This is a genomic window from Arthrobacter sp. zg.Y820 (assembly GCF_030125555.1).
Classification (GTDB): Bacteria; Actinomycetota; Actinomycetes; order Actinomycetales; family Micrococcaceae; genus Arthrobacter_B.
On the sequence record NZ_JASKLX010000009.1, the window covers coordinates 335,651 to 356,753 of the forward strand.

General features: G+C 67.9%; 21 protein-coding genes and 1 pseudogene. 11 read left to right on the forward strand and 11 right to left on the reverse strand.

Translation table 11 applies throughout. The annotated features are described in order from the left end of the window. Nucleotides 1-27: 27 nt before the first annotated feature. Nucleotides 28-228: a hypothetical protein gene (locus QNN99_RS10540; RefSeq protein ID WP_229966407.1), complete on the reverse strand. Its 201-nt coding sequence runs from the start codon at nucleotides 226-228 to the stop codon at nucleotides 28-30. A gap of 86 nt (nucleotides 229-314) precedes the next feature. Continuing rightward, nucleotides 315-1,466 carry a phosphate ABC transporter substrate-binding protein PstS gene (gene pstS, locus QNN99_RS10545; RefSeq protein WP_442860512.1) on the reverse strand — a complete coding sequence of 384 codons (1,152 nt, stop codon included), beginning with the start codon at nucleotides 1,464-1,466 and terminating at the stop codon, nucleotides 315-317. A gap of 231 nt (nucleotides 1,467-1,697) precedes the next feature. Here pstS and QNN99_RS10550 point away from each other — a divergent pair, with 231 nt between their 5' ends. Continuing rightward, nucleotides 1,698-2,081: a DUF1304 domain-containing protein gene (locus QNN99_RS10550; RefSeq protein WP_229966409.1), complete on the forward strand. Its 384-nt coding sequence runs from the start codon at nucleotides 1,698-1,700 to the stop codon at nucleotides 2,079-2,081. A 35-nt stretch (nucleotides 2,082-2,116) separates the two neighbouring features. Here QNN99_RS10550 and QNN99_RS10555 read toward each other — a convergent pair whose 3' ends face one another. The 7 genes and pseudogenes from QNN99_RS10555 to QNN99_RS10585 form a co-directional block, all read right to left on the reverse strand. Then, on the reverse strand, nucleotides 2,117-2,803 hold the full coding sequence (locus tag QNN99_RS10555; protein WP_229966410.1) for an alpha-ketoglutarate-dependent dioxygenase AlkB family protein: 687 nt from the start codon (nucleotides 2,801-2,803) through the stop codon (nucleotides 2,117-2,119). After that, nucleotides 2,800-3,426: a methylated-DNA--[protein]-cysteine S-methyltransferase gene (locus tag QNN99_RS10560; RefSeq protein ID WP_229966411.1), complete on the reverse strand. Its 627-nt coding sequence runs from the start codon at nucleotides 3,424-3,426 to the stop codon at nucleotides 2,800-2,802. The genes QNN99_RS10555 and QNN99_RS10560 overlap by 4 nt, the downstream gene beginning before the upstream one ends. Further along, complete coding sequence (locus tag QNN99_RS10565) at nucleotides 3,423-3,929, reverse strand: RNA polymerase sigma factor (protein ID WP_229966412.1); 507 nt, start codon at nucleotides 3,927-3,929, stop codon at nucleotides 3,423-3,425. The genes QNN99_RS10560 and QNN99_RS10565 overlap by 4 nt, the downstream gene beginning before the upstream one ends. 48 nt (nucleotides 3,930-3,977) lie before the next feature. Further along, nucleotides 3,978-5,411, reverse strand: coding sequence for an AAA family ATPase (locus tag QNN99_RS10570; RefSeq protein ID WP_229966413.1), 1,434 nt, complete (start codon nucleotides 5,409-5,411; stop codon nucleotides 3,978-3,980). Between the two features lie 55 nt (nucleotides 5,412-5,466). Further along, nucleotides 5,467-5,619, reverse strand: a pseudogene (locus QNN99_RS10575) (methylated-DNA--[protein]-cysteine S-methyltransferase); the annotation flags it as partial. Continuing rightward, nucleotides 5,571-5,762, reverse strand: coding sequence for a hypothetical protein (locus QNN99_RS10580; RefSeq protein ID WP_229966414.1), 192 nt, complete (start codon nucleotides 5,760-5,762; stop codon nucleotides 5,571-5,573). The gene QNN99_RS10580 and the pseudogene QNN99_RS10575, both read right to left, overlap by 49 nt. A gap of 19 nt (nucleotides 5,763-5,781) precedes the next feature. Next, entirely contained in the window at nucleotides 5,782-7,284 is a 1,503-nt protein-coding gene (locus QNN99_RS10585; RefSeq protein WP_229966415.1) for a SulP family inorganic anion transporter, read from the reverse strand. A gap of 243 nt (nucleotides 7,285-7,527) precedes the next feature. On the opposite strand from QNN99_RS10585, the gene QNN99_RS10590 reads away from it, so the two are divergent. Continuing rightward, nucleotides 7,528-9,096: a long-chain-fatty-acid--CoA ligase gene (locus tag QNN99_RS10590; RefSeq protein WP_229966416.1), complete on the forward strand. Its 1,569-nt coding sequence runs from the start codon at nucleotides 7,528-7,530 to the stop codon at nucleotides 9,094-9,096. Nucleotides 9,097-9,111: 15 nt separating this feature from the next. Here the strand turns inward: QNN99_RS10590 and QNN99_RS10595 are convergent, their stop codons facing one another. Next, a complete protein-coding gene (locus QNN99_RS10595; protein WP_229966417.1) occupies nucleotides 9,112-10,110 on the reverse strand; it encodes an EamA family transporter in 999 nt (332 codons plus the stop codon). 107 nt (nucleotides 10,111-10,217) lie between these two features. On the opposite strand from QNN99_RS10595, the gene QNN99_RS10600 reads away from it, so the two are divergent. From QNN99_RS10600 to QNN99_RS10620, 5 genes are all read left to right on the forward strand, one after another. Beyond that, nucleotides 10,218-10,763, forward strand: coding sequence for a CGNR zinc finger domain-containing protein (locus tag QNN99_RS10600; protein ID WP_229966418.1), 546 nt, complete (start codon nucleotides 10,218-10,220; stop codon nucleotides 10,761-10,763). A 191-nt stretch (nucleotides 10,764-10,954) separates the two neighbouring features. Beyond that, entirely contained in the window at nucleotides 10,955-13,594 is a 2,640-nt protein-coding gene (locus QNN99_RS10605) for an LPXTG cell wall anchor domain-containing protein (RefSeq protein ID WP_229966419.1), read from the forward strand. A 96-nt stretch (nucleotides 13,595-13,690) separates the two neighbouring features. Then, entirely contained in the window at nucleotides 13,691-14,410 is a 720-nt protein-coding gene (locus tag QNN99_RS10610; RefSeq protein WP_229966420.1) for a hypothetical protein, read from the forward strand. Between the two features lie 100 nt (nucleotides 14,411-14,510). Next, entirely contained in the window at nucleotides 14,511-15,017 is a 507-nt protein-coding gene (locus QNN99_RS10615) for a hypothetical protein (RefSeq protein WP_229966421.1), read from the forward strand. Nucleotides 15,018-15,213: 196 nt separating this feature from the next. Beyond that, nucleotides 15,214-16,047, forward strand: a complete 834-nt coding sequence (locus QNN99_RS10620; RefSeq protein WP_229966422.1) for a sigma-70 family RNA polymerase sigma factor — start codon at nucleotides 15,214-15,216, stop codon at nucleotides 16,045-16,047. Here QNN99_RS10620 and QNN99_RS10625 read toward each other — a convergent pair. After that, complete coding sequence (locus QNN99_RS10625; protein WP_229966423.1) at nucleotides 16,044-17,012, reverse strand: glycosyltransferase family 9 protein; 969 nt, start codon at nucleotides 17,010-17,012, stop codon at nucleotides 16,044-16,046. The genes QNN99_RS10620 and QNN99_RS10625 overlap by 4 nt on opposite strands. Nucleotides 17,013-17,147: 135 nt before the next feature. Between QNN99_RS10625 and QNN99_RS10630 the strand changes: the two genes are divergently transcribed. Genes QNN99_RS10630 through QNN99_RS10645 form a run of 4 tightly spaced genes read left to right on the forward strand, consistent with a single transcriptional unit; the run spans nucleotide 17,148 to nucleotide 21,092 of the window. After that, entirely contained in the window at nucleotides 17,148-17,702 is a 555-nt protein-coding gene (locus tag QNN99_RS10630; protein ID WP_229966424.1) for a D-glycero-alpha-D-manno-heptose-1,7-bisphosphate 7-phosphatase, read from the forward strand. After that, a complete protein-coding gene (locus tag QNN99_RS10635; protein WP_229966425.1) occupies nucleotides 17,699-18,760 on the forward strand; it encodes a glycosyltransferase family 9 protein in 1,062 nt (353 codons plus the stop codon). The genes QNN99_RS10630 and QNN99_RS10635 overlap by 4 nt, the downstream gene beginning before the upstream one ends. Continuing rightward, nucleotides 18,757-19,827: a glycosyltransferase gene (locus QNN99_RS10640; protein ID WP_229966426.1), complete on the forward strand. Its 1,071-nt coding sequence runs from the start codon at nucleotides 18,757-18,759 to the stop codon at nucleotides 19,825-19,827. Before QNN99_RS10635 ends, QNN99_RS10640 begins: the two co-directional genes overlap by 4 nt. Then, entirely contained in the window at nucleotides 19,824-21,092 is a 1,269-nt protein-coding gene (locus tag QNN99_RS10645; RefSeq protein ID WP_229966427.1) for a glycosyltransferase, read from the forward strand. Before QNN99_RS10640 ends, QNN99_RS10645 begins: the two co-directional genes overlap by 4 nt. The last annotated feature ends 11 nt before the right edge of the window (nucleotides 21,093-21,103 follow it).

A 21,103-nucleotide genomic window follows, 5' to 3' on the forward strand; every position in this document is an offset into this window, starting at 1 on the left:
TCCATTTTGCCTCAAGAGCGAGGGCAGCTATTCCGCGAACTGCGGCTGCGCTTCGATGAACACCCAGTCCCGCTCCTCAAGGATGGGCTCCATCACAGGTCCGCCCGCCTCCGCGATGCGGTCCTGAACCTTTCCCGGAATCCCCTCGTCGCGGAGGTTTTCCCGAAGCCATGCCTTGGCCGAGCCGTCGAGATACGGCCACCAGCGCTCAATTTGTATGGGTTGCATAACGCCCCCTTCAAAGTGCGGTAGGTCAACGGTGCCACCGCTGTCCGGACCGCGCAAGGGGGCTCCGCCCGTACCGGCTTCGGTTATCAGGGCATCGTGGTGATGCCGTCTATGGCCGTGCGGGCCTGTTCCGCGAGGGACGCCGGGATCGGCGCGCTCTTGGCGGCATCCTCCGAGGCTGCCTGCCCCTCATCGCTGACAACATACAGCCCGAACTCCTTCACCAGTTCCACCGTCTCCGGATCCTCGTACGCGCTGCAGAAGATCTGGTACGACACCAGCACGAGGGGGTAAGCGCCGGGAGCAGTGGTCGTGCGGTCCAGATGGAGGGCAATGTCGTCGGCGCTGCGGTCCGGAACACGGCTTGCCTGTTCGACGGCGATCGAGGCGCCGTCGGCGCTGATCGGCACGTACTGGTCACCGACGCGCAGGTTTACGGTGCCCATGGAGTCGTCGATGACCGAATCGTCGGCGTACGTAACGGCTCCCTCGGTGCGTGTCACGGTGCTGACGACCCCGGAGTTGCCCTGCGCGTTTTCGCCGGCCAACCCTCCGGGCCAAGTTCCCGACGGGCCATCCGGCCAGGCCGCCGGAGCGGCATCATGCAGGTATTCGGTGAAGTTCTCCGTGGTGCCGGAATCATCGGCGCGGCTGACCGGTGTGACGGGAGTGGCCGGAAGCTGGATGCCGGGGTTCTGCGCGGCTATCGCCGGATCATTCCACGTCGTGATCTCGCCCCGGAAGACGGCGGCGATCGTTGCCGCGTCCATATTGAGGGAGTCAATGCCCGGCAGGTTGAAGGCAACAGCAATCGGCGAAATGTAGGCCGGGATATCCATGGCTCCGCCGGGACCGCACACTTCCTTGGCCTCGGCAATCTCCTCGTCCTGAAGGTAGGCGTCGGAGCCGGCAAAGTTCACGGCGCCCGCCAGCAGGGCATTGCGCCCGGCGCCGGAGCCGTCCGGGGAGTACTGGAGCTGAACGTCCGGATGCCGGATCCCGAAACCGGCAATCCACGCATCCATCGCCGGGCCCTGCGCGCTGGAGCCGGAGCCTGAGAGGATGCCGGACAGCGTGGAGGTGCTGTTTTCCGCTGCCTCGCGCTGTTCATCGCCGAGCGGATAGTCGGAGCCGCAGGCAGACAACGCCAGGGCAGCTGCGGCAACCAAGGCAAGCGTGCGGGCGGAACGGGGTTTCGGCACGGAGGCGGTCCTTCCGGGGACTGTGGCTGTGGGCATCGAGCAGCCCGTGAGGCTCCGGCAATAGACCGGACACCTCTTCAAGGCTAGCCGCCGTTCCGGGTCCATCGCCAACTCGAAAGGCCTGCCCGTCCTTGGCGGGACCACACACCAGGTGCAACGATTGTGTCCCCGGCAACGCCGCTTCCCCGGCGGCCGCCCATCTGCCGCAGACGGAGCAACTCTTTCCGCGGCGGCGGGCCCGCGGGGATTCAGGCGGAAGGAGTTCTTGTGCTCATTACCGCAGCCGTTTTTGCCGTCTTAGCGGCGGCCGTTCACCTGTACATCTTTGTCCTGGAATCCCTGCGCTGGACGGCGCCGGCCACGATGGCCATCTTTCGTGTTTCCACTCCGCAGGAAGCCGCCTCCACGCAGACGCTGGCCTACAACCAGGGTTTTTACAACCTGTTCCTGGCGGTTGGGATTGTGCTCGGGGTCGTTCTGCTCGGCGCCGGCAGCAGGGTGGCCGGGCTGACCCTGATGAGTTTTTCCTCAGCCTCAATGGTGCTTGCAGCGCTGGTCCTGGTGGTCAGCAACCGGAGCATGATCCGGCCGGCACTGATTCAGGGCGGGCCACCCGCCGTCTGCCTCGCATTCACGCTGCTCGGCGCCTGAGGGCACCGTTTCCATCCATCTGCCCTCCGGACGGGTTAGGCCAGGCCCGTCATCCGCAGAGTGATGTTGATCCGGCCGCCGGCCAGCCCGGTTTCCGGATCCGCCGTGCCGGGCAGGGTCTTCGGGACGCCGTGGTAAGCGAACCGCGACGGGCCGCCGAAGACGAACAAATCCCCGGAGTTCAGCTCAATATCGGTGTACGGCTTGGTCCTCGTGGATGTATTCCCGAAGCGGAATATGCAGGTGTCGCCGATGCTCAGGGAAACCACCGGGGCGCTGGACCGTTCATCCTTGTCCTGGTGCATGCCCATGTGGGCCCCATGCGCGTAGTAGTTGATCAGCGCGGTGTCCGGCGTGTAGTCCTCGGGCTTCCAGATGTCCGGAGCGTAGCCGGGCTGGCCGGGCTGCAGATACGCCGCGGCCAGGGCCCGCCGGCCCAGCTGCACCAGCCAGTCCGGAACGTCGGCCACCCGGCCGCCGCCGGCGTCGTCGGCCGTTCGGGTGTATTTGTACGGCTGCCAATGCCAGCCCAGGCAAACGGTCTGCACCGACATGGGATGCCCTCCGGGCAGGACCGCAGCCCGCATCGGCACCGGTCCGATGGCCCACTGTCGGCAGGCGGCGACAATGTCGCGCTGGGCCGCCGGGTCGAGCCACCCGGGAACATGGACGGCGCCGGGGCCCAGCGCGGCGCGGTTCGGAGGAAAGAGCGTGCCGGTCATGCCGCCGCCTCCAGCTTCAGGAGAAGACGCTTCGCGTCCGGACCCCCGCGGTAACCGCCGGTGGCGCCGTCCGAGCGCACCACCCGGTGGCAGGGCACGACCACGGGCAGCGGGTTCAGGGCGCAGGCGGTCCCGACGGCGCGCACTGCCCCGGGACTGCCGGCCAGCGCGGCCACGGCGGCGTAGGTTGCGGTGGATCCGTAGCCGATGCCGGAAAGGTGCTCCACGACCGAGCGGCGGAAGCCGGCGGTCAGCCGCAGGTCCAGCGGCAGGTCAAAGGAGCGGCGGATGCCGGCGAAGTACTCGGTGATCTGGGCTGCCGCGGCCTGCAGCCGGTCGGGGGCCTCGAGGATCCGGGGGCTGATGCGTTCCGCGAGGGTGGCGAGCACGGCATCGTGATCCTCGCGGGCAAAGGACACCCGGACCAGGCCGACGGGAGTCGCGGCCAGGAGCAGTTCTCCCACCGGGGTCTCGAGCACCATATACGCCACATCAAGCACGCCGGTTTCCACGGCGGCGGCGGTGAGGCGGGAATGCAGCCGCAACAGGGCGGCGTCGTCGGCGGTTTCCTGCCCGGGCGGCAGCCGCAGTTCCGGGGGCAGCTGTTCCAGCGGCTGTGTCATCGGTTGTCCTCCAGATTCAGGATGCGGAGTTTCTTCAGGCCGTCGGCGGCCGATCGGCGGCATGCGGCCGCGGTGCCGCCGAGCAGCACGGCCACCTCGGCATAGGGCAGTCCGGCGAGGTAGTGATAGGCGAGGGTTTCGCGCTGGCGCCGCGGCAGGGTTTTCAGCGCGGCCCAGAGCGGATCGGATCCGTCATCCCCGGGACGCCGCGGCGCCCCGGGTTCCGCGGCGGAGGGCGCCCCTCGGTCCGGTGTCTCGGGAAGCTCCTCGACCGGAACCGGCCGGCGGGCGGCCGCGCGGTGGGAGTCGATGGCCTTGTGCTTGGCGATGGTCACCAGCCAGGCCTCGATGTTGGCGCCGGGAGCAAGCGCAGGGTAGGCGCGCAGGGCGGCCAGGAAGGTCTCCGACCAGGCGTCCTCGGCGTCCTGCGGCCCCAGCACCGCACGGCAGACCCGCAGCACGGCCGGACCGTGTTCCCTGACGATGGCTTCGAACGGTTTCACTTCCACACCCGGTAGACGTTTCCGGGAGCGGCTTTGTGAGCTCCCGGTTTACGATCCCATGCTCTCACCCGAAGCTGCCAGCCACCCGCTCCCCGGGCCGGAGTCTTCGGCACCGGCGGCCGCCCCGAGCAGGCTGCGCGTGAGCTCTTCGCCCTGCCCCATCAGCTCCTCCACTGCCAGGAGCAGGTGGGCATCGCCGGGCTCCTCTCCTGCGGTCAAGGCACTGAGGATGGCCCGGCGCACCAGTTCACGGGCAAAGGATGCGGTGGCGCCCTCGCTCTGCTCCGCTGCCTGGCTCAGTGCCTGCGGCGAGAACATGCCGTCCGGTGAGTAGAGGGCCAGCAGCCGGGCGCGGCTGCCGGTGTCCGGCATGGGGATTTCGACGGCGAGATCCACGCGGCCGGGCCGCTGGGCCAGGGCACGCTCCAGTACATCCACCCGGTTGGTGGTCATGATGAAGGCGACGTCAGCATCGGAGTCCAGCCCGTCGAGAGCGTCAAGCACTTCAAAGAGCAGCGGCTGGGGTCCGTGGCCGAAGCTTCGGTCCTCGGCCACGAGGTCGATATCTTCGAGAATCACCAGGGATGGCGCCATGGCGCGCGCCAACTTGGCTGCCTCGGAAACGGCGGCCAGGGAGCCGCCGGAGAGGAGCACCGCCGTCGTCCCTTCGCTCGCACTGAGCAGTCGCCGGACGGTGTGCGTTTTTCCAGTGCCGGGAGGCCCGTACAGCAGCACCCCGCGTTTGAGGTGCTGGCCCCGGCTCTGCAGCTCGCTCCGGTGCCCTGCGATCCCCAGCACGTGGGCGGAGACCTTCCCCAGCACCCCCGGGGGCAGGATGACGTCCTTTTCGGCCAGCTGCGGCCGGACCAGGAACGACACACCGGCGGCCTCCTGGCCGTAGGGATTGTGCGTGAAGGACACCACCTGTCCGCGCAGAATGCTGCTGCGGCTCAGCTCCGTCTGGATTTCCGCGAGGAAGGCGGCCGCCACTGCGCGGTCGGCCGTAAGCACGGAGAGCGAGGGAGTGTTCCGGCCGGACTGGGGATCGGCGGCGCGCTGCATGACAGCCATTGGGCTGCCCCGGTAGCGGAAAAGCCGAATTCCCAGGGTCAACGCCTGACGGTAACTGTCCGGCCCGATGGGGAGATTGACATAGTCGGGCTGGCCGACCGGAATATACGAATACCCCTCATGGAAGATGTCCGCGAGGTCAACATGGTGCCGCTGCTGCCCGCCGCCCATTCCGAGCAGGGTTGCCTCAGGATCGGAGCCGGCGAGTTTTTCCAGTGCTATGTCCAGATCGGCGAAGCGGTGCGCCGGAAAATTCTCGGCCACCACGGGCAGCTCGCCGCCCGGCTGACTCATAAAGCCGGACAGGGCCGTGGCGATCCTTCGATGCTCGTCAGCGTGGCCCCTGTACTCCTGGGCAAGCGTCACTGCAGCGTTGAAGCTCGTGAGGAATTCCCCCAGTTTTTCATCCATGCGGGCAGAGCCTACCAGCGCTCTCCCGGCATCGGACCCAGGGGTCGGAACCTGCTCAGAACAGGGTTGCCTGCACCCGGCGCGGATCCTCCAGGCCGAGCAGGAACTGCTTGCGGTCCAGTCCCCCGGCGTATCCGGTGAGAGCTCCGGCCGCTCCAATCACCCGGTGGCAGGGAATGATGATGGAGGCCGGGTTGCGGCCGTTGGCCGAGGCTCCACCCGCGCACCGAGCAGCTCGGCTGCCGGAGCGCGCTTGTGGTTCTGCATGTGGACCGCGGTGAGGGCACCGCCGTCGGCCACCAGGGTCAGGGGCCCGATCGGCGGGGACACTACTGCATGCACGGCAGTCACAGACCCGAGCGTAACCCGATCAGCCGCCCAGTTGCCCGCTGAGCCGGGAGCGGATGCTTTCGGAGGAATCGTTCAGGCCGGTAATCCGCGCCGTCTTGCCGTGTGTGCGGTATTTCTCGGTGATTGAATCCAGCGCCGCCACGGTGGAGGCGTCCCAGACATGGGAGCCGCTCATGTCAATCAGCACGCGTTCGGGGTCCAGTGCGTAGTCGAACTGGGTGTAGAGGTCATTGGAGGAGGCGAAGAACAGCTCGCCCTGCACCGTATAGGTGACGGCGGCGCCGTCGTCGTCCACCGTGCGCTGAACCGTGACGAAGTGCGCCACCCGGCGGGCGAAGAGCACCATAGCCGCCAGCACGCCCGCTGCGACGCCGATCGCCAGGTTGGAGGTCAGGACCACCACGGCAATGGTGATGGCCATGACCGCGGTCTCGGATTTGGGCATCCGCTTCAGCGTGGCCGGCCGGATGCTGTGCCAGTCGAAGGTCGCCACGGACACGTAGATCATCACGGCCACCAGCGCGGCCATCGGAATCAGCGCCACCACATCGCCAAGCACCACCACCAGCAATAGCAGGAACACCCCGGCCAGGAAGGTGGAGATCCGGGTGCGGGCGCCGGAGGCCTTCACATTCATCATGGTCTGCCCGACGACGGCGCAGCCGCCCATGCCGCCGAAGAACCCGGTGATGATGTTGGCCACGCCCTGGCCCCAGGACTCGCGGACCTTTGAGGAGCGGGTATCGGTGATGTCATCCACGAGCTTGGCGGTCAGCAGGGATTCCAGCAGGCCCACAAACGCCATCGCCACCGCGTACGGGGCAATGATCTTCAGGGTGTCCAGGGTCAGCGGAATGTCGGGGAACAGCAGGGACGGCAGGGAGGCGGGCAGATCGCCCTTGTCCCCCACCGTCGGCACGTCCCAGGCCAGCAGGATGGTCGCGGCGGTGAGCACCACGATGGCCACCAGCGACGCGGGCACCGCCGTCGTCAGCTTCGGCAGGCCGAAAACGATGGCCAGGCCGACGGCGGTGATCGGATACACCAGCCAGGGCACACCCAGCAACTCCGGCACCTGGGAGGAAAAGACCAGGATGGCCAGGGCGTTCACGAAACCGACCATGACCGAGCGTGGAATGAAGCGCATCAGCTTCGCGACGCCGGCTCCCGCCAGCAGGATCTGGAAGAGGCCCGCCAGGATCACCGTCGGCACCAGGTATTGGGCGCCGTGTTCAGCCACCACCGGGGCGATGACCAGGGCGACGGCGCCGGTGGCGGCGGAGATCATCGCCGGGCGTCCGCCCACGAAGGAGATGGTGACGGCCATCGTGAAGGACGCGAAGAGTCCCACGCGCGGATCAACGCCGGCAATGACTGAGAAGGCGATGGCTTCGGGGATCAGTGCCAGCGCCACGACCAGACCGGCAAGGGCCTCGGTCTTGAGCAGGCGCGGAGACTTCAGGGTGGTCAGCACCGACTGCCGGGCGGCCGGCGTGAGGGCGGGTGCCGCGGAGGAGGGCATGGGAGTTCCTTACAAGCAACGGCTATGGGACGGACCGCGGCGCCGGCCGGAACCGGCCGAAGCTCCGTCGGATCCAATTCCAGAGTACCCGCGGCAAAAAAGTACCGCGTTCCCGCCCACAGCCGGGTTGCCGGCGCTAGACTGCCGCATACCGCGCGGTATGTGACGGGTGTCGTGTGCCGTGCCGCCGCCGGTTACCGCACTGTCTGCTTAATGTCTGCTGCCTGATCAAAGGAGATCTTCATGCAAAATCTTGCCGGCATCCTTACCGCTGCTGCGGCCCGGGTTCCGAACCGGACCGTCCTCAAGCTCGACGACGCCATCATTCCCTACGCGGCTCTCGACGCCATGAGCGCCAAGGTGGCCGGTGTTCTCGCGGACCGCGGCATCGTCCCGGGCGACCGGGTGGCGCTGATCATGCCCAACATTCCGCAGATGGCCTTCGTGTACTACGGTGTGCTGCGCTACGGCGCAGTGGTGGTGCCGATGAATCCGCTGCTGAAGGGCCGCGAGGTGGCGTATCACCTCTCCGATTCGGGGTCACGGCTGGTGTTCGCCTGGGAGGGCGTCGTGTCCGAAGCCCTGGCCGGCGCCGAGGAGGCCGGCGGCGTGCCGGTCATCCCGGTGGATTCCGGTGGATTCCTGCAGTTGCTGGCCGAAGCGGATCCGCTGACCGAGGTGCGCGAGGTCGACGGCGAGGATGTCGCCGTCATCCTCTACACCTCCGGCACCACCGGACGGCCCAAGGGCGCAGCGCTGACCCACCACAACCTGCGCAGCAACGCGGATATCTCCCGGAACCTGCTGCACACGGTGGAATCCGACGTGATCTTCGGCGGGCTGCCGTTCTTCCACGTGTTCGGCCAGACCTCGGCACTCAATTCGGCGGTGATGGCCGGCGCGTCCATCAGCCTGCTGCCGCGCTTTGACGCAGGCAAGGCCCTGGAAATCATTGAGCGCGACGGCGTGACCATCTTCGAAGGCGTGCCCACCATGTACGTGGGCATGCTGCGCCATCCGAACCTGGCGGCCACCGACGTGTCCACTCTGCGCGGCGCGATCACCGGGGGCTCGGCGATGCCGCTGGAGGTGCTGCATGAGTTTGAGCGCGTTTTCGGCACCCAACTGCTGGAGGGCTACGGCCTGTCCGAAACCTCCCCCGTGGTTTCGTTCAACCTGCCGGGCCCGGACCGCCGGGCCGGATCGATCGGCAAGCCGGTGGAGGGCATGCAGGTGCGCGTTGTGGATCCGGACGGCAAGGACGTGCCGGTGGGTGATGTAGGCGAGCTGGCCGTGCGCGGCACCGGGGTGATGAAGGAGTACTGGCACAATCCCGAAGCGACGCAGGCGGCTATTCCGGACGGCTGGTTCCGCACCGGCGACCTGGGCAGGTCCGACGACGACGGCAACCTCTACATCGTGGACCGGAAGAAGGATGTGATCCTGCGCGGCGGCTACAACGTCTATCCGCGCGAGGTCGAAGAAGTGCTGTACGAGCATCCGGCCGTTGCCGAGGCGGCGGTCATCGGGGTGGCCGATGACCTCCAGGGCCAGGAAATCGTGGCCGTGGTGGGACTGAAGGAGGACATGCAGCCCGCGGACGCCGCGGCCCGGGAGGCCCTGCTGGGCGAGATCCGGGACTTCGCCAAGGAGCGGCTGGCCGCTTACAAGTATCCGCGCCGGATCCTGCTGACCGATGCCCTGCCCAAGGGGCCGACGGGAAAGATCCTCAAGCGGGAAATCCGCGTGGATGCTGCCGCGGCGGATCCGGTAACTGCCCCTCCGGTGGAGCAGGTCGAGCCGCAGGGCTAGTCCGGGGGTCTTGGGCTAAGCGAACGGTTCGGGCTGCTCCGGGGCCTCGCCGGGCAGGCCGGCACGCTGGTCCGCGCGCACCAGCACCACACCCAGCACGATGAGCGCCCCGCCGAACAGCTGGACCGGGCGTGGCAGCTCCGCCAGGAGCAGCCACGCCCAGAGGACCGCAAAGAGCACCTCGGTCAGCGATACGAAGGAGGCGACCCGGGAGCCCAGTGTCCGGGCCGCGACGATCCCGGTGACGTAGGCCAGCACCGTGGAAAACAGCACGAGTCCGGCCAGCGGCACCCACCAGGACAGGGTCCGGCCGGCCAGGACGACGTCGTCGGTTGCAAAGCCGGTGGGCAGCACCCCGGTGAGACCGAGCAGCAGCATCGTGGCTGCCCCCACGAGCATGCCGCCGGTGGCCAGCACCAGCGGCGGCAGCGAATCATTCTGCTTGGCGGTGATAAAGAAGTAGATCGCCAGGCACACCGCCGCGGCCAACCCCCACAGGACACCGATGGGGTCAACCCGGACGTTGCCGGTGATGTCCAGGACAAGCACCAGGCCAGCGATCGCGGCCAGCGCTCCGCCGACGGTTTTCAGCCCGGGCCGGCGCCGGGTGGCGGCCCAAATCCACAGCACCATGAGCACCGGAGCCAGAAACTCCAGCAGCAGCGCCACACCAACGGACAGGCGTTCCACCGCATTAAAGAAGAAGAACTGGCATCCGGCGACTCCAATAAAGCCGAAGGCGACGATTGTTTTCCAGTTGTCGAGCACCTGATTCCAGCGGCCGCGCAGCGTGACCATGGCCGGAATCAGCAGCACCAGGGCAGCACCGCCCATCCGCACGGCGACGGCGGTGGTGGACGTCCATCCCGTTTCCAGCAGGGACTTGGCAAAGGAGCCGGACAGCCCGAAAACCGCCGAAGACAGCAGAGCCACGGCCAACGCCGCGCTGGTGTCCGGACCCGTGCGGTGAAAGCTGTTGAGGGTCCGGAAACGGGTCGGCATGAAGCGGGTCACGGGACCTCCTGGCATACAGTCTGGCTGTCCCGGCGGGACCTGTCATGACCATTATGGGCTGTAGCACCTTACACTGGGAAGACCACGCAATATATGTCAGGGGCAACATGGCTTTTACAGATGACACAGCAGTTGCACTGCAGACGGTGGCTGCACTGATCAACACGGGCGTTGACAGCCCGGACACGTTGCGAACTCCCGGGGACCTTGACGAGTTTCTTGCCGGACAGGGATTCAGCGGCTCCCGCACCCACACGGTCGGCGAGCTGAGGGCGGTCCGCCACTTGCGCAGCCGTTTGCTGCAACTCTGGACGGCTGACGAAAACACGCTGGCTTCCGGCGTCAATCAGTTGCTGCGAAACGCGCGGGCCCTGCCCCAGGTGGTGCGCCACGACAGCTGGGGCTGGCACCTGCACTGCACCTCACCGGCGGCTCCGCTGGAAGACCGGATGGCCACCGAGGCCGCCATGGCGCTGGCGGACGCCCTCCGTGCCGGCGAGCTGGACCGGCTGGGGCGGTGCGCCGCACCGGACTGTTCAGCGGTCCTGCTGGACCTGACACGGAACCGGTCCAAGCGCTACTGCGACACCGGCAACTGCGGGAACAGGGAACATGTCCGCTCTTACCGGAACCGGCAGCTGGGTTTGGCGTAACAAATCCGGAACTGACTCATGAAAACTAGTAAGGCCTCTTGTTAGATTCCTCACCTGCCGTTATGCTCTGGTTGAGCTTCGTCTGCCCTCTGGGCGGACGGCCATTCCACTCAGTCTCGACTTCGCATTTTCTCTTGGCCAGGTACTACTCCTGTGCCCGATGCGGGGATGGGGTCTGTGCCAGTACATAAATGGGGGTTTCAATGCAGGACAACTCGAGCGCGTTTTACAAACGCGTTGGCGCCTTAGGCGCCGCAACAGCACTGGCGGTGAGCGGAGCATTCATTGCTTCCCCGGCCATGGCTTCACCCACAGGAGAGCCGGATACCACGTCCACCGATGCTCCCGTCACCACCGCCACAGAGGCGCCGGCCAGTGAAACCACCGTTGACGAAACTGTCACCGAGGAAACCGCCCCGGAAGAAGCCGTCAACGCCGGGGCTGAAGTTTCCGAAGAAGCCGGAACGCTTCCTCCCGGCCTGGCCGAAGCCCTCCTCCGCGACCTGGGCATGACGGTCGAAGAGTTCGAGGCAGCCGGCGAGCTCGGCAAGAAGGCAGCGGACGCCCTTCCCGAACTCCAGGCCACCGAGGGCTTCGTCAGCGTCGCCATCGAAGACGAAAAGATTGTCATCACCGGCTCCGGTGAGGCCCTCGAGGCCCTGGCCCTCGAACTGGACGCCACCCTCGTGGCTCCCGCCGAAGAGGTCACCGACGAGGCTGAGGCCACGGAGGCCCCCGCTGAGGAAACAGCCGAAGCTCCGGCAGCCGAGGCCACCGAAGCCGCTGAAGAACCCGCCGCCGAGGAAGAAACTGCCGCTCCGGTCAGTCTTTCGGGTGACCCCCGCGAAATAATCAAGAACCTCCGCACTGAATACATTTCCAGTGTGGGCGTCGAGAGTCTGCAGTCCATCATGCTGACGGCCGACGGCTACGTCATCAGGGCGAAAAATGCTGCGCCTGCTGCGGTTGTGGATGGTTCGGTAGTCGCCGAGCGTCTGGCCGAAGCAGCTGGAACCACTCCGGCCGATGCCTTCGCCAAGAACAATCCCAGCGTTGCAGTCGTCGACGTATCCGGTCCGGCCAAGGCTCTCGAGGACGTTGTCAACGGTCAGGGTTACGCCACCTTCACCGGCAACAGCGGCGGATCATGTTCCATCGGTTTCAACGCCTTCAATGCATCCGGTGATGCTGCAGTTATCTCGGCAGGACACTGCGCCAATGACGGTGCGGCCACCGACACCATCCTGACAGTTCCCGCCAATGACACAGCCGGTGGCGGAAGCCAGCCGTCGCTCGCGTCACCATTGGGCACCTGGGGATTCTCCCAGTTCGGCGGCGAGAATAATTCACCGACCGAGTTCGGTTCCGGGGAAAACATCGGCACCGATATCGGTGTCATCAATGGCATCAACGGTGAGCTTGACCTGCTGCCCGAGGTCACTCAGTGGACCAATCCGGAGGACCTGACGGCCAACACCGTAAAGATCACCGGAACCACCGACGCTGTTGTCGGTGCTCCTATGTGCAAGTCCGGCCGCACCACCGGCTGGAGCTGCGGCGAGGTCAGCGCCCTCGGCGAGTTCTACGTCGGCGCAGCGGACGGCGACCGCGGGGTCTGGGGCTTTGAATCCACGCTCGACAAGAATGCAGCACCCGGTGACTCCGGCGGATCCGTCATTTCCGGTTCCAACGCCATGGGCCTCGTCAGTGCCGGGCCCGAGGGTGGAAACTACTTCTTCTCCACCTCCCTCTCGGACGGCATGACCCGCCTTGAGGGTTACTCCGTTGCCGTCTTCGTTGACGCTCCGCAGCTGACCTCGCACGAAAACAAGGGCACCGTCCTCACGGACGAGGCCATTAGCGGAACCACCACCGGCACTTCCGTCAAGCTCACCCGCGACGGTGAGACCGTTGACCTGGACGTTGTCGACGGCAAGTGGAGCTTCAACGCTCCGTCCACCGTTCCCGAAGGCGGAACGCTGGAATTCAAGGTTCAGGCGATCAACGGCTTCAACAAGTCCAAGACCGCCACCTACGAGCTGACCGTCAAGGAAGCTCCGCTGGCTGTCCCGGCTATCACAAACCCGGCCGATGGTGCAGCCATTGCCGATGCCGTCACGACCATCACCGGCACAGGCTTTGCCGGCGCCGAGGTCTCCCTGAACGTCACCGGCGACAACACCGTCACGGAAGACAACGCCTCTACCCTAGTGGCCGTTGAAGAATCCGGTACCGCAACGGTTGCAGCCGACGGAACCTGGGAATGGAAGCTGGACGAGGCACTCACCTACGGGAAGTACTCCGTGACCGCCAGCCAGGATGGCATCGCCGGCAAGGCAAAGTCCCCGACGGCGACCTCAACGTTCAGTGTCTTCCTTGAGACACCGGCCGTTACCTCGATCACCGAGGGGCAGGACTTCGCTGAAGGCGAGAACCCGGCAGATATCTCCGGTACCGGCACAGCCGGCGCCAAGGTGGACGTCACCATCGGCGAGAACACCCTTTCCGCAACCGTTGGCGACAACGGCGACTGGAAGGTCACGGGCTTCCCGGTCCTGGTTCCGGGCAGCTACACGGTCTCGGCCGTGCAGACCCTGGAGGGCGCGACCTCCGCACCCGCTGAGGTCACCTTCACGGTTACCGAGGTAGTCGTTGAAGAGGCGGCTCCGCCCGTTGTACCCCCGGCCCCTGCCCCGGACAACAACGGTGACGGCCTGCCCGACACCGGTGCTGCCGGCATGGGTCTGTTCGCCGGAGCAGGTCTTCTGCTCACCGCCGGTGGAATCAGCGCCCTGCTGATCAACCGCCGCCGCCAGCTGCAGGATGCATAATCTGCAACTAGCGTGACATCACCAAAGCAGGTCCCGGCCTTGTGCCGGGGCCCGCTTTGGTATTACGTGCATATTGGATCGATTCCAGGAGGCTCCATGTCCCCGCAACTCCGACCAACCGGCCGTACCGCTTCACCACACTTCTCTTTCCGGCCCCCGACCTTCGCGCACCGCGCCACGCCTCCGGTCCTTGCCCTGGCCACGGCCGCCCTGCTGGTCCTCAGCGGCTGCGGGCCGGACCCGCAGTCGAAGGACACTGCTCCCTCGGCCTCCACCGAGTCGCCAGCGCCGGCAGCGTCGAGCAGTGCCTCCGGCGACGTCATCGGACCCCCCGGCAACGAGCCCCCGGAGACCGTCGCCGCAACACCCTCGGACCCGGATCCAGCAACCTTAGCGGAGGACCGAATGACAGACCTTCTGCAGCTTCATGCCCGGCTCAAGACCGAGCTGGGCACCGCCTATTCCGATGCGTGGATCGAGGACAACCAGCTCCACGTCGCAGTCACCACACCGGAAGCAGAGGCACTCGTCTACGGTGCCGGAGCCCTTCCCTCCCGCACCGAGTTCACCGAGCAGCAGCTGCGCGAGGCCGCTGACGCCTTTAAGGCATGGCTCGCCACGGACGCCGCTCCATCCGTCCAGCTGCACTGGCTGGGGACGAGCGGGCGAACCGGCAGCATCACCGTCCGTGTTCCGGCTGAACAGGTCCAGCCGCTGGCCGATGCCGTGGCCGAGCAGAGTCCTGCCGGACCAGTCAAAATCATTGTGGAGGAGTCCAGCGGCCCGGCCACGCCGTTCGCCACAAACGCCCCCTAGAAGGGTGTCAAGCGGTCAAGGGCTGTCTGGCCGATGGACGGCTGCCTAGACTGGAGGGCGTCGAGCAAACGGCATTCCGGCCTCTTCCCAGGACCCCCACATGGAACAGAAGCTGCAGAGACTCCTGTATTCCCTTCCAACCCGGACCGCCTGGATCATCATCGGCTGCTGCGCCGCCTTCTGGCTCGTTTGCCTCACGGGGATCCTCACCCCGCCGGTGTCCATACCGCCTCATTTCACGCTCTTGTGGTTTTACGCCATGCTCATGCTGATACTGGCTTCCGGCATCGCAGTCATCGGCAGCACCGCTGTCCTGGTAGTGAAACGCGGCGGCCGGGCCCTGCCCGCCCGCCCGGTGCCCGAGTCGGCGGTGCCGTCGCCGGCAGCGGCACCGCCGCCGGCAGCGGCACCGCCGCCGGCACCACCGCCGCCGGCACCGGCAGAACCGGACGATGCCGCAGCAGACCAGCTGGCGGGATTGGGCCGGATGATGGACGATCCCGACAACCTCGATCCGCCGGACGCCGTGTCTGCCGAGGGTGCACGGCCGGAACCTGCGCAGTTGCGCAAGGCCTCAAAGCCCAAGCCCCGCAAGCCGCGGCGCTAGGATCTTCCGGGCGGCGCTAGTTCCGGGCGGTTGCTTGCCCATCGGACCGGAGAAGCGCCGTATACCTTCTGTTCCAGCGAGAAGTAAAGCCCCTTTTCACATTCCCCTATAACGCTCTTGAAAAGCAAAGGTGCTTCTGTTTTCCTGAGGTAGCGGTCCAGCAGGGGGCCAAGCAGTCACTACTGAAGAGCTGCCCATGACGCCTCCTGAGTCCGATGCCCTCATCCACTTTGCCGAAGCCCGCAGCGCGTGCGGCGACCTGCAGCAGGCCCTCCACAACGAGCTCGTCCTCCGGCACCGCAACCTGGCGGACAGCGTGGCCGGCGCCTACAGCGGACCGGGACGCGACCGGGCCGACCTCCGGCAAGTGGCCTACATCGGACTCATCAAGGCAGTGAAACGGTTCGATCCCGCCGTGGGACATCATTTTCCGGCGTTTGCCATTCCCACCATGCACGGCGAGATCAAGCGCTATCTGCGGGACCAGTCGTGGATGGTGCGCCCGCCGCGGGAAGTGCAGGACCTGCGCACCACCATCGCGAAGGTCTATCCGTCCCTGGTCCAGCGGCTGGTGCGCGAACCGTCCCTGCCGGAGTTGGCGCAGGAGCTGGGACAGGACGAAAAGATGGTGGCGGAGGCACTGAACTGCCAGAGCAGCCTCCAGCCCGACTCCCTCGATGCCCCCTTTGAAGGCGGCTATCTCGCTGACATCCACGGAAGCATCGACAGCAGGCTGGAACAGGCAGAAAACCTGGCGGTGTTGGCATTGGCTCTCCGGAAGCTGGAGGACAGCGAAAAGGACCTGCTCTTCCGCCGCTACTTTCACGAGGAGCCGCAGCACGTCATCGGCGAGCGCCTGGGCATGACCCAAATGCAGGTCTCGCGCAAGCTGGCCAAAATCCTGGTCAAACTTCAGCACGAAATCCTCGGCAGCCCGGGCGCGGGGTCGGCAGGCCGGGTGCCCGGTTCCGGCGCGGGGGCCGGTCCGGCTGCGGGGGCCGGTCCGGCTGCGGAAAGCGCAAGCGCCTAAGTCCGGGCGCCGCCCCCGGCCTGGAGGATCTCCAGTTTTTCGGCAGCCGCCAGCACATCCTGCACGGTCACCGCCAGCAGCGCCGGATCCGGCTCGGCGGCGAAGGTGTCCCCCACCCGCTGCGTCTCGTCGGTCAGGGCGATGTGCGGACCCGGGGGCGGGCCCCATTCCGCGACGGGTGCCGGACCGAAAATCACCACCGACGGCCGGGCATAGGCCGAGGCCAGATGGGCTGCCCCGGTATCGGCGGACACCACCAGCGACGCCGCGGCGACGGCTGCCGCAAACTCATCCAGTCCCAGTTCCCCGGCGACGACGGCACTTTGCCGGAGCCCGGCCAGCTCCGCTGCCGCGAGCGCCCGGGGGCGTTCACTCCGGCTCCCGGTGAACAGGATCTCCCGGCCGGTGCGGTGAAGTTCGGCGGCAACTGCGGCGAAGCGTTCCACCGGCCAAAGACGGCTGCCGTACGCCGCCCCCACATGAATGACCGCCGCACCCGGTGCCGGGCTGGCAGACCGCGGCGGCAGCAGGAGATAGTCCAGCGGATCGGCCGGAATCCCGTGCCAGTTCATCAGGCCCGCCCAGCGCTCCCGTTCATGGAGACCGTCCCGCCACTTCGGACCCGCCAGTCCCGGTCCGGCGTGCCCGAGCAGCCGGCGCGGTGCCAGAGCCTCCAGCCGTCCCGTGCTTTCCGGACCGCTGCCGTGCAGGTTCACCGCCACGTCAATGCGCCCGGGCTTCAGCGGAATGGGAACATCCAGCCCGTGCAGCGGCAGGAGCCCATCCACGCTGCCCACCAGCGCCACCACCGGAGCCAGCCATTCCTGCGCCGCATAGGAGATGCGATGGTCCGGAAACGCCCGGCGCAGAGCCCGCAGGGCCGGAACCGCCACCAGCAGGTCCCCCAGTTTCAGGGCCCGCAGGGCCAGGAGCTCAGGCTGTTCGCTGTTGCCGGTGCGTTTCATTCCACTCCCTCCGCCGCCGAGCCGTCCGCTGCGGCGGAACGAGTGGTCCTCATCCTGCCAGAGAGGCGTCTGCGGGCTAAGCAACGGAAGAAGAGCGAGAAGAAGTGGCAGCAAAACTGTTTAGGTGCGATACGGATGGGGAACAAGTTCGGTATGGGAGAACTGACCTTCGAAACGCCGCGCGCGGTGCTCTTCGACCGTGACGGCACACTGGTGCGCGATGTCCCGTACAACGGCAATCCGGACCTGGTGCAGCCCTTTCCCCAGGCCGCCGGGATCCTGCGGCAGCTGCGGCGGGAGGGCATCCGGACCGGCGTCATCAGCAATCAGTCCGGCGTGGCCCGCGGCCTGCTGACGCCCTCCCAGGTGGCGGCCGTCAACGCCCGGATCCAGTACCTGCTCGGCCGGTTCGACGTCTGGGAGGTCTGCCCGCACGGACCGGAGGACGGATGCGGGTGCCGCAAACCGCAGCCGGGCATGATCCACAGCGCCTGCGCCCGGCTGGGCCTGCGACCCGCAGAGGTGGCGGTGATCGGCGACATCGGCGCTGACATGGCGGCCGCCCAAGCCGCCGGTGCCCGGGCCGTCCTGGTGCCCACCGCCGTCACGCTGCCCGAGGAAACCGCCGCCGCCCCGCTGGTGGCCCGGGATCTGGCCGGCGCCGTCGCACTGCTGTTGGGCCGCCCGTGACGCGCCGCGTGCTGGTGGCCCGGCTGGACAGTGCCGGAGATGTGCTGCTCGCGGGGCCGGCCGTCCGTGCGGTCGCGGCCGGGCCGCAGACCCGGGTCACCCTGCTGTGCGGACCGCAGGGGGCCGACGCTGGCCGCCTCCTGCCCGGCGCCGAGAGCGTACTCACCTGGACCGCCGCCTGGATCACCGATCCTGCGCCGCCGGCAACCGCCGCCTCCCTTACCCGCCTGGAGGAGGAGGTGCGCCGCGCAGGCATCGAGGAAGCGGTGATCCTGACCTCGTTCCACCAATCCCCGCTGCCGCTGGCCCTGGTGCTGCGCCTGGCCGGCGTTGCCCGGATCACCGGGGCGTCGGTGGATTACGCCGGTTCGCTCCTGGACATCCGGCTGCGGCCCGGCGAGGACTTCCCCGAGGACCAGCCCGAAGCGGAGCGGGCGCTGCGGATCGCCGGGGCGGCCGGCTACCGGCTGCCGGCGGACGACGACGGACGCCTGCGCCTGCGCGAAACCCCCGACGTCGGGCATCTGGTGGGCAGCGGCCCCTACGTGGTGGTTCACCCGGGCGCGGCGGTTCCGGCCCGCGCCTGGCCGGCCCTGCACCACGCGGCGGTGGTGGAACTGCTGACCGCCGCCGGGCACCGGGTGGTCGTCACGGGCGGTCCCGGGGAAACCCGGCTGACCGCCACGGTGGCCGGCGTGGCAGGCCTGGATCTGGGCGGGCGCACCGACCTGCGGTCCCTGGCCGGCGTGCTGGCCGGAGCGTCGGCCGTCGTCGTCGGCAACACCGGTCCGGCCCATCTGGCCGCAGCCGTCGGAACGCCCGTGGTGAGCCTGTTCGCCCCCGTGGTGCCGGCCGTCCGGTGGGCGCCGTACCGGGTGCCCCTGGAACTGCTGGGGAACCAAAATGCTCCCTGCCGGCTGAGCCGGGCCCGGGACTGCCCGGTGCCGGGGCACCCCTGCCTTTCCGACATCATGCCGGAAGAGGTGGTGGAGGCAGTGCACCGCTTAACCGCCGGAGTGACCTCTTTGGGAACGCGCAGAGAAACGAGGACTGCATGAGGATCCTGCTGTGGCATGTGCACGGCGGCTGGATGGAAGCCTTCGTCCGCGGACCGCACGAGTACATCCTGCCGGCCACTGAGGAAGGCGGCCCGTGGGGCTTGGGCCGGGGCGGCCGGAACTGGCCGGCATCAGCGCTCGAATGCGCCCCCGGCGACCTGCGGGATGCGGAGATCGACGCCGTCGTGCTCCAGCGGCCGGAGGAGCTCGATGCCTGCGAGCGCCTGCTGGGCCGGCGCCCCGGAAGGGACCTTCCGGCCGTGTACCTGGAACACAACACCCCCCGGAACGGCGTCCCCGGCGGCAGCCATCCGCTCGCCGACCAGAGCAGCATCCCCATCATTCACGTCACGCACTTCAACAGCCTGTTCTGGGACAGCGGCCGGGCACCCACCCGGGTCATCGAACACGGCATTCCGGATCCCGGCTACCGGTACACCGGGGAGCGGGAACACCTTGGGGTGGTGATCAATGATCCGGTCCGCCGCTGGCGGGTCACCGGCACCGATCTGCTGCCGCGCTTCGCCCGCGCCGCCCGGCTGGAGGTTTTCGGCATGGGCGGCGAGGGGCTGGCCGCCGCCACCGGCCTGGGCCCGGATGACCTCAGCGTCCGCGGCGACCTGGCCATCGAAGCGCTGCATGCGGAACTGGCCGGATGCCGGGCCTACGTCCATCCCATGCGCTGGACGTCCCTGGGCCTGTCCCTGCTCGAAGCGATGCACCTGGGCCTGCCGGTGCTGGCGCTGGCTACCACCGAAGCCGTCCGCGCCGTCCCCCCGGAGGCCGGAGGGATTTCCGCCGACGTCGGGGAACTGGTCCAGCGGGCAGCGGACCTGGTCCGCGAGCCCGAGGAGGCACGGATGCGGGGCCGGGCCGCCCGGAACTTTGCCCTGCAGCACTACGGCCTGGCCGCGTTCCTGGCGGCCTGGGACACCACGCTGTCGGACGTGGCAACCCGGGGCGGCGGACGGCCGCCGGACCCGGGGTGCAGGGGAAACGCCGCGGAAACGCCGCCGAATCAGCGGCTCACGGAAGTGTCGGCAGCGGCCGGAGGGGGCAGGCAGTGAAAATCTCAATGGTGTCCGAACACGCCAGTCCGCTGGCGGCCCTGGGCGGAGTGGATGCCGGCGGGCAGAACGTGCACGTTGCAGCGCTGTCGGTGGCGCTGGCCCGCCGCGGGCATTCCGTGCGCGTCTACACCCGCCGCGACGATCCCGTCCTGCCCGCGGTGGTTCCGGTGTGCAGCGGCCTGGACGTGGTGCACGTGGACGCCGGCCCCGCACGGGTGCTGCCCAAGGATGCCCTGCTGCCCTATATGCATGAGCTGGCCGACGGCATCGCGGCGGACTGGGGCGGGACTCCGCCGGACGTGGTGCACGCGCACTTCTGGATGTCCGGAGTGGCCGCACTGGAGGCCGCCCGCCGATTCGAGGCGCCGGGCTATCCCGTTCCGGTGGTGCAGACCTTCCATGCCCTGGGCACCGTGAAAAAACGGCATCAGGGCACCGAAGACACCAGCCCGCCGGAGCGCGCCTGGCTTGAGCCCTCCGTCGGACGCAGCGCCGACCGGGTGATTGCCACCTGTTCGGACGAGGTCTTCGAACTGAAGGCGATGGGCATCCCGGGCGGCCGGATCTCCGTGGCGCCCTGCGGCGTGGATCTGGAACTCTTTGGAGCCGGCGGGCCCGCGGAGCCGCGCGGCCGGCGCCGGCGGATTGCCGCCGTCGGCCGGCTGGTTCCGCGCAAGGGCGTGGATCTGGCGGTGCAGGCACTGGCGCTGCTGGCGGAGGACGGAATCGACGACGTCGAACTTCTGATCGTGGGCGGCGCCTCCGACTCCGCCGGACTGGCATCCGATCCGGAGGCCCAGCGGCTGCTGGGCCTGGCCAGGGCCCTCGGCGTCGCGGACCGCGTACTGCTGCGCGGCCAGGTGCCGCGGGAACAAATGCCCGCGGTGCTGCGAAGTGCCGATGCCGTGGTCTGCGCCCCCTGGTACGAGCCGTTCGGTATTGTTCCGCTGGAGGCCATGGCCTGCGGGGTTCCGGTGGTGGTATCGGCCGTCGGCGGGCTGATCGACACCGTGGTGCACGGAAAAACCGGACTGCATGTGCCGCCCCGCGATGCCCCGGCCCTGGCCGCGGCGCTGGCCCAACTGCTGCGCAATCCCGAGTTGGGCCGCCGCCTCGGTGCTGCAGGCCGGCAGCGTGCCCGGGCGCGCTACTCCTGGGACCGGGTGGCCGCCGACACCGAAAAGGCCTACCAGGTAACCGCGGACGGCACGGCAGCGGCCCGGCAGGGCAGCCTGCAGCCGTTGGGGGGCAAGGCCCTGTGAAGCCCGAATCC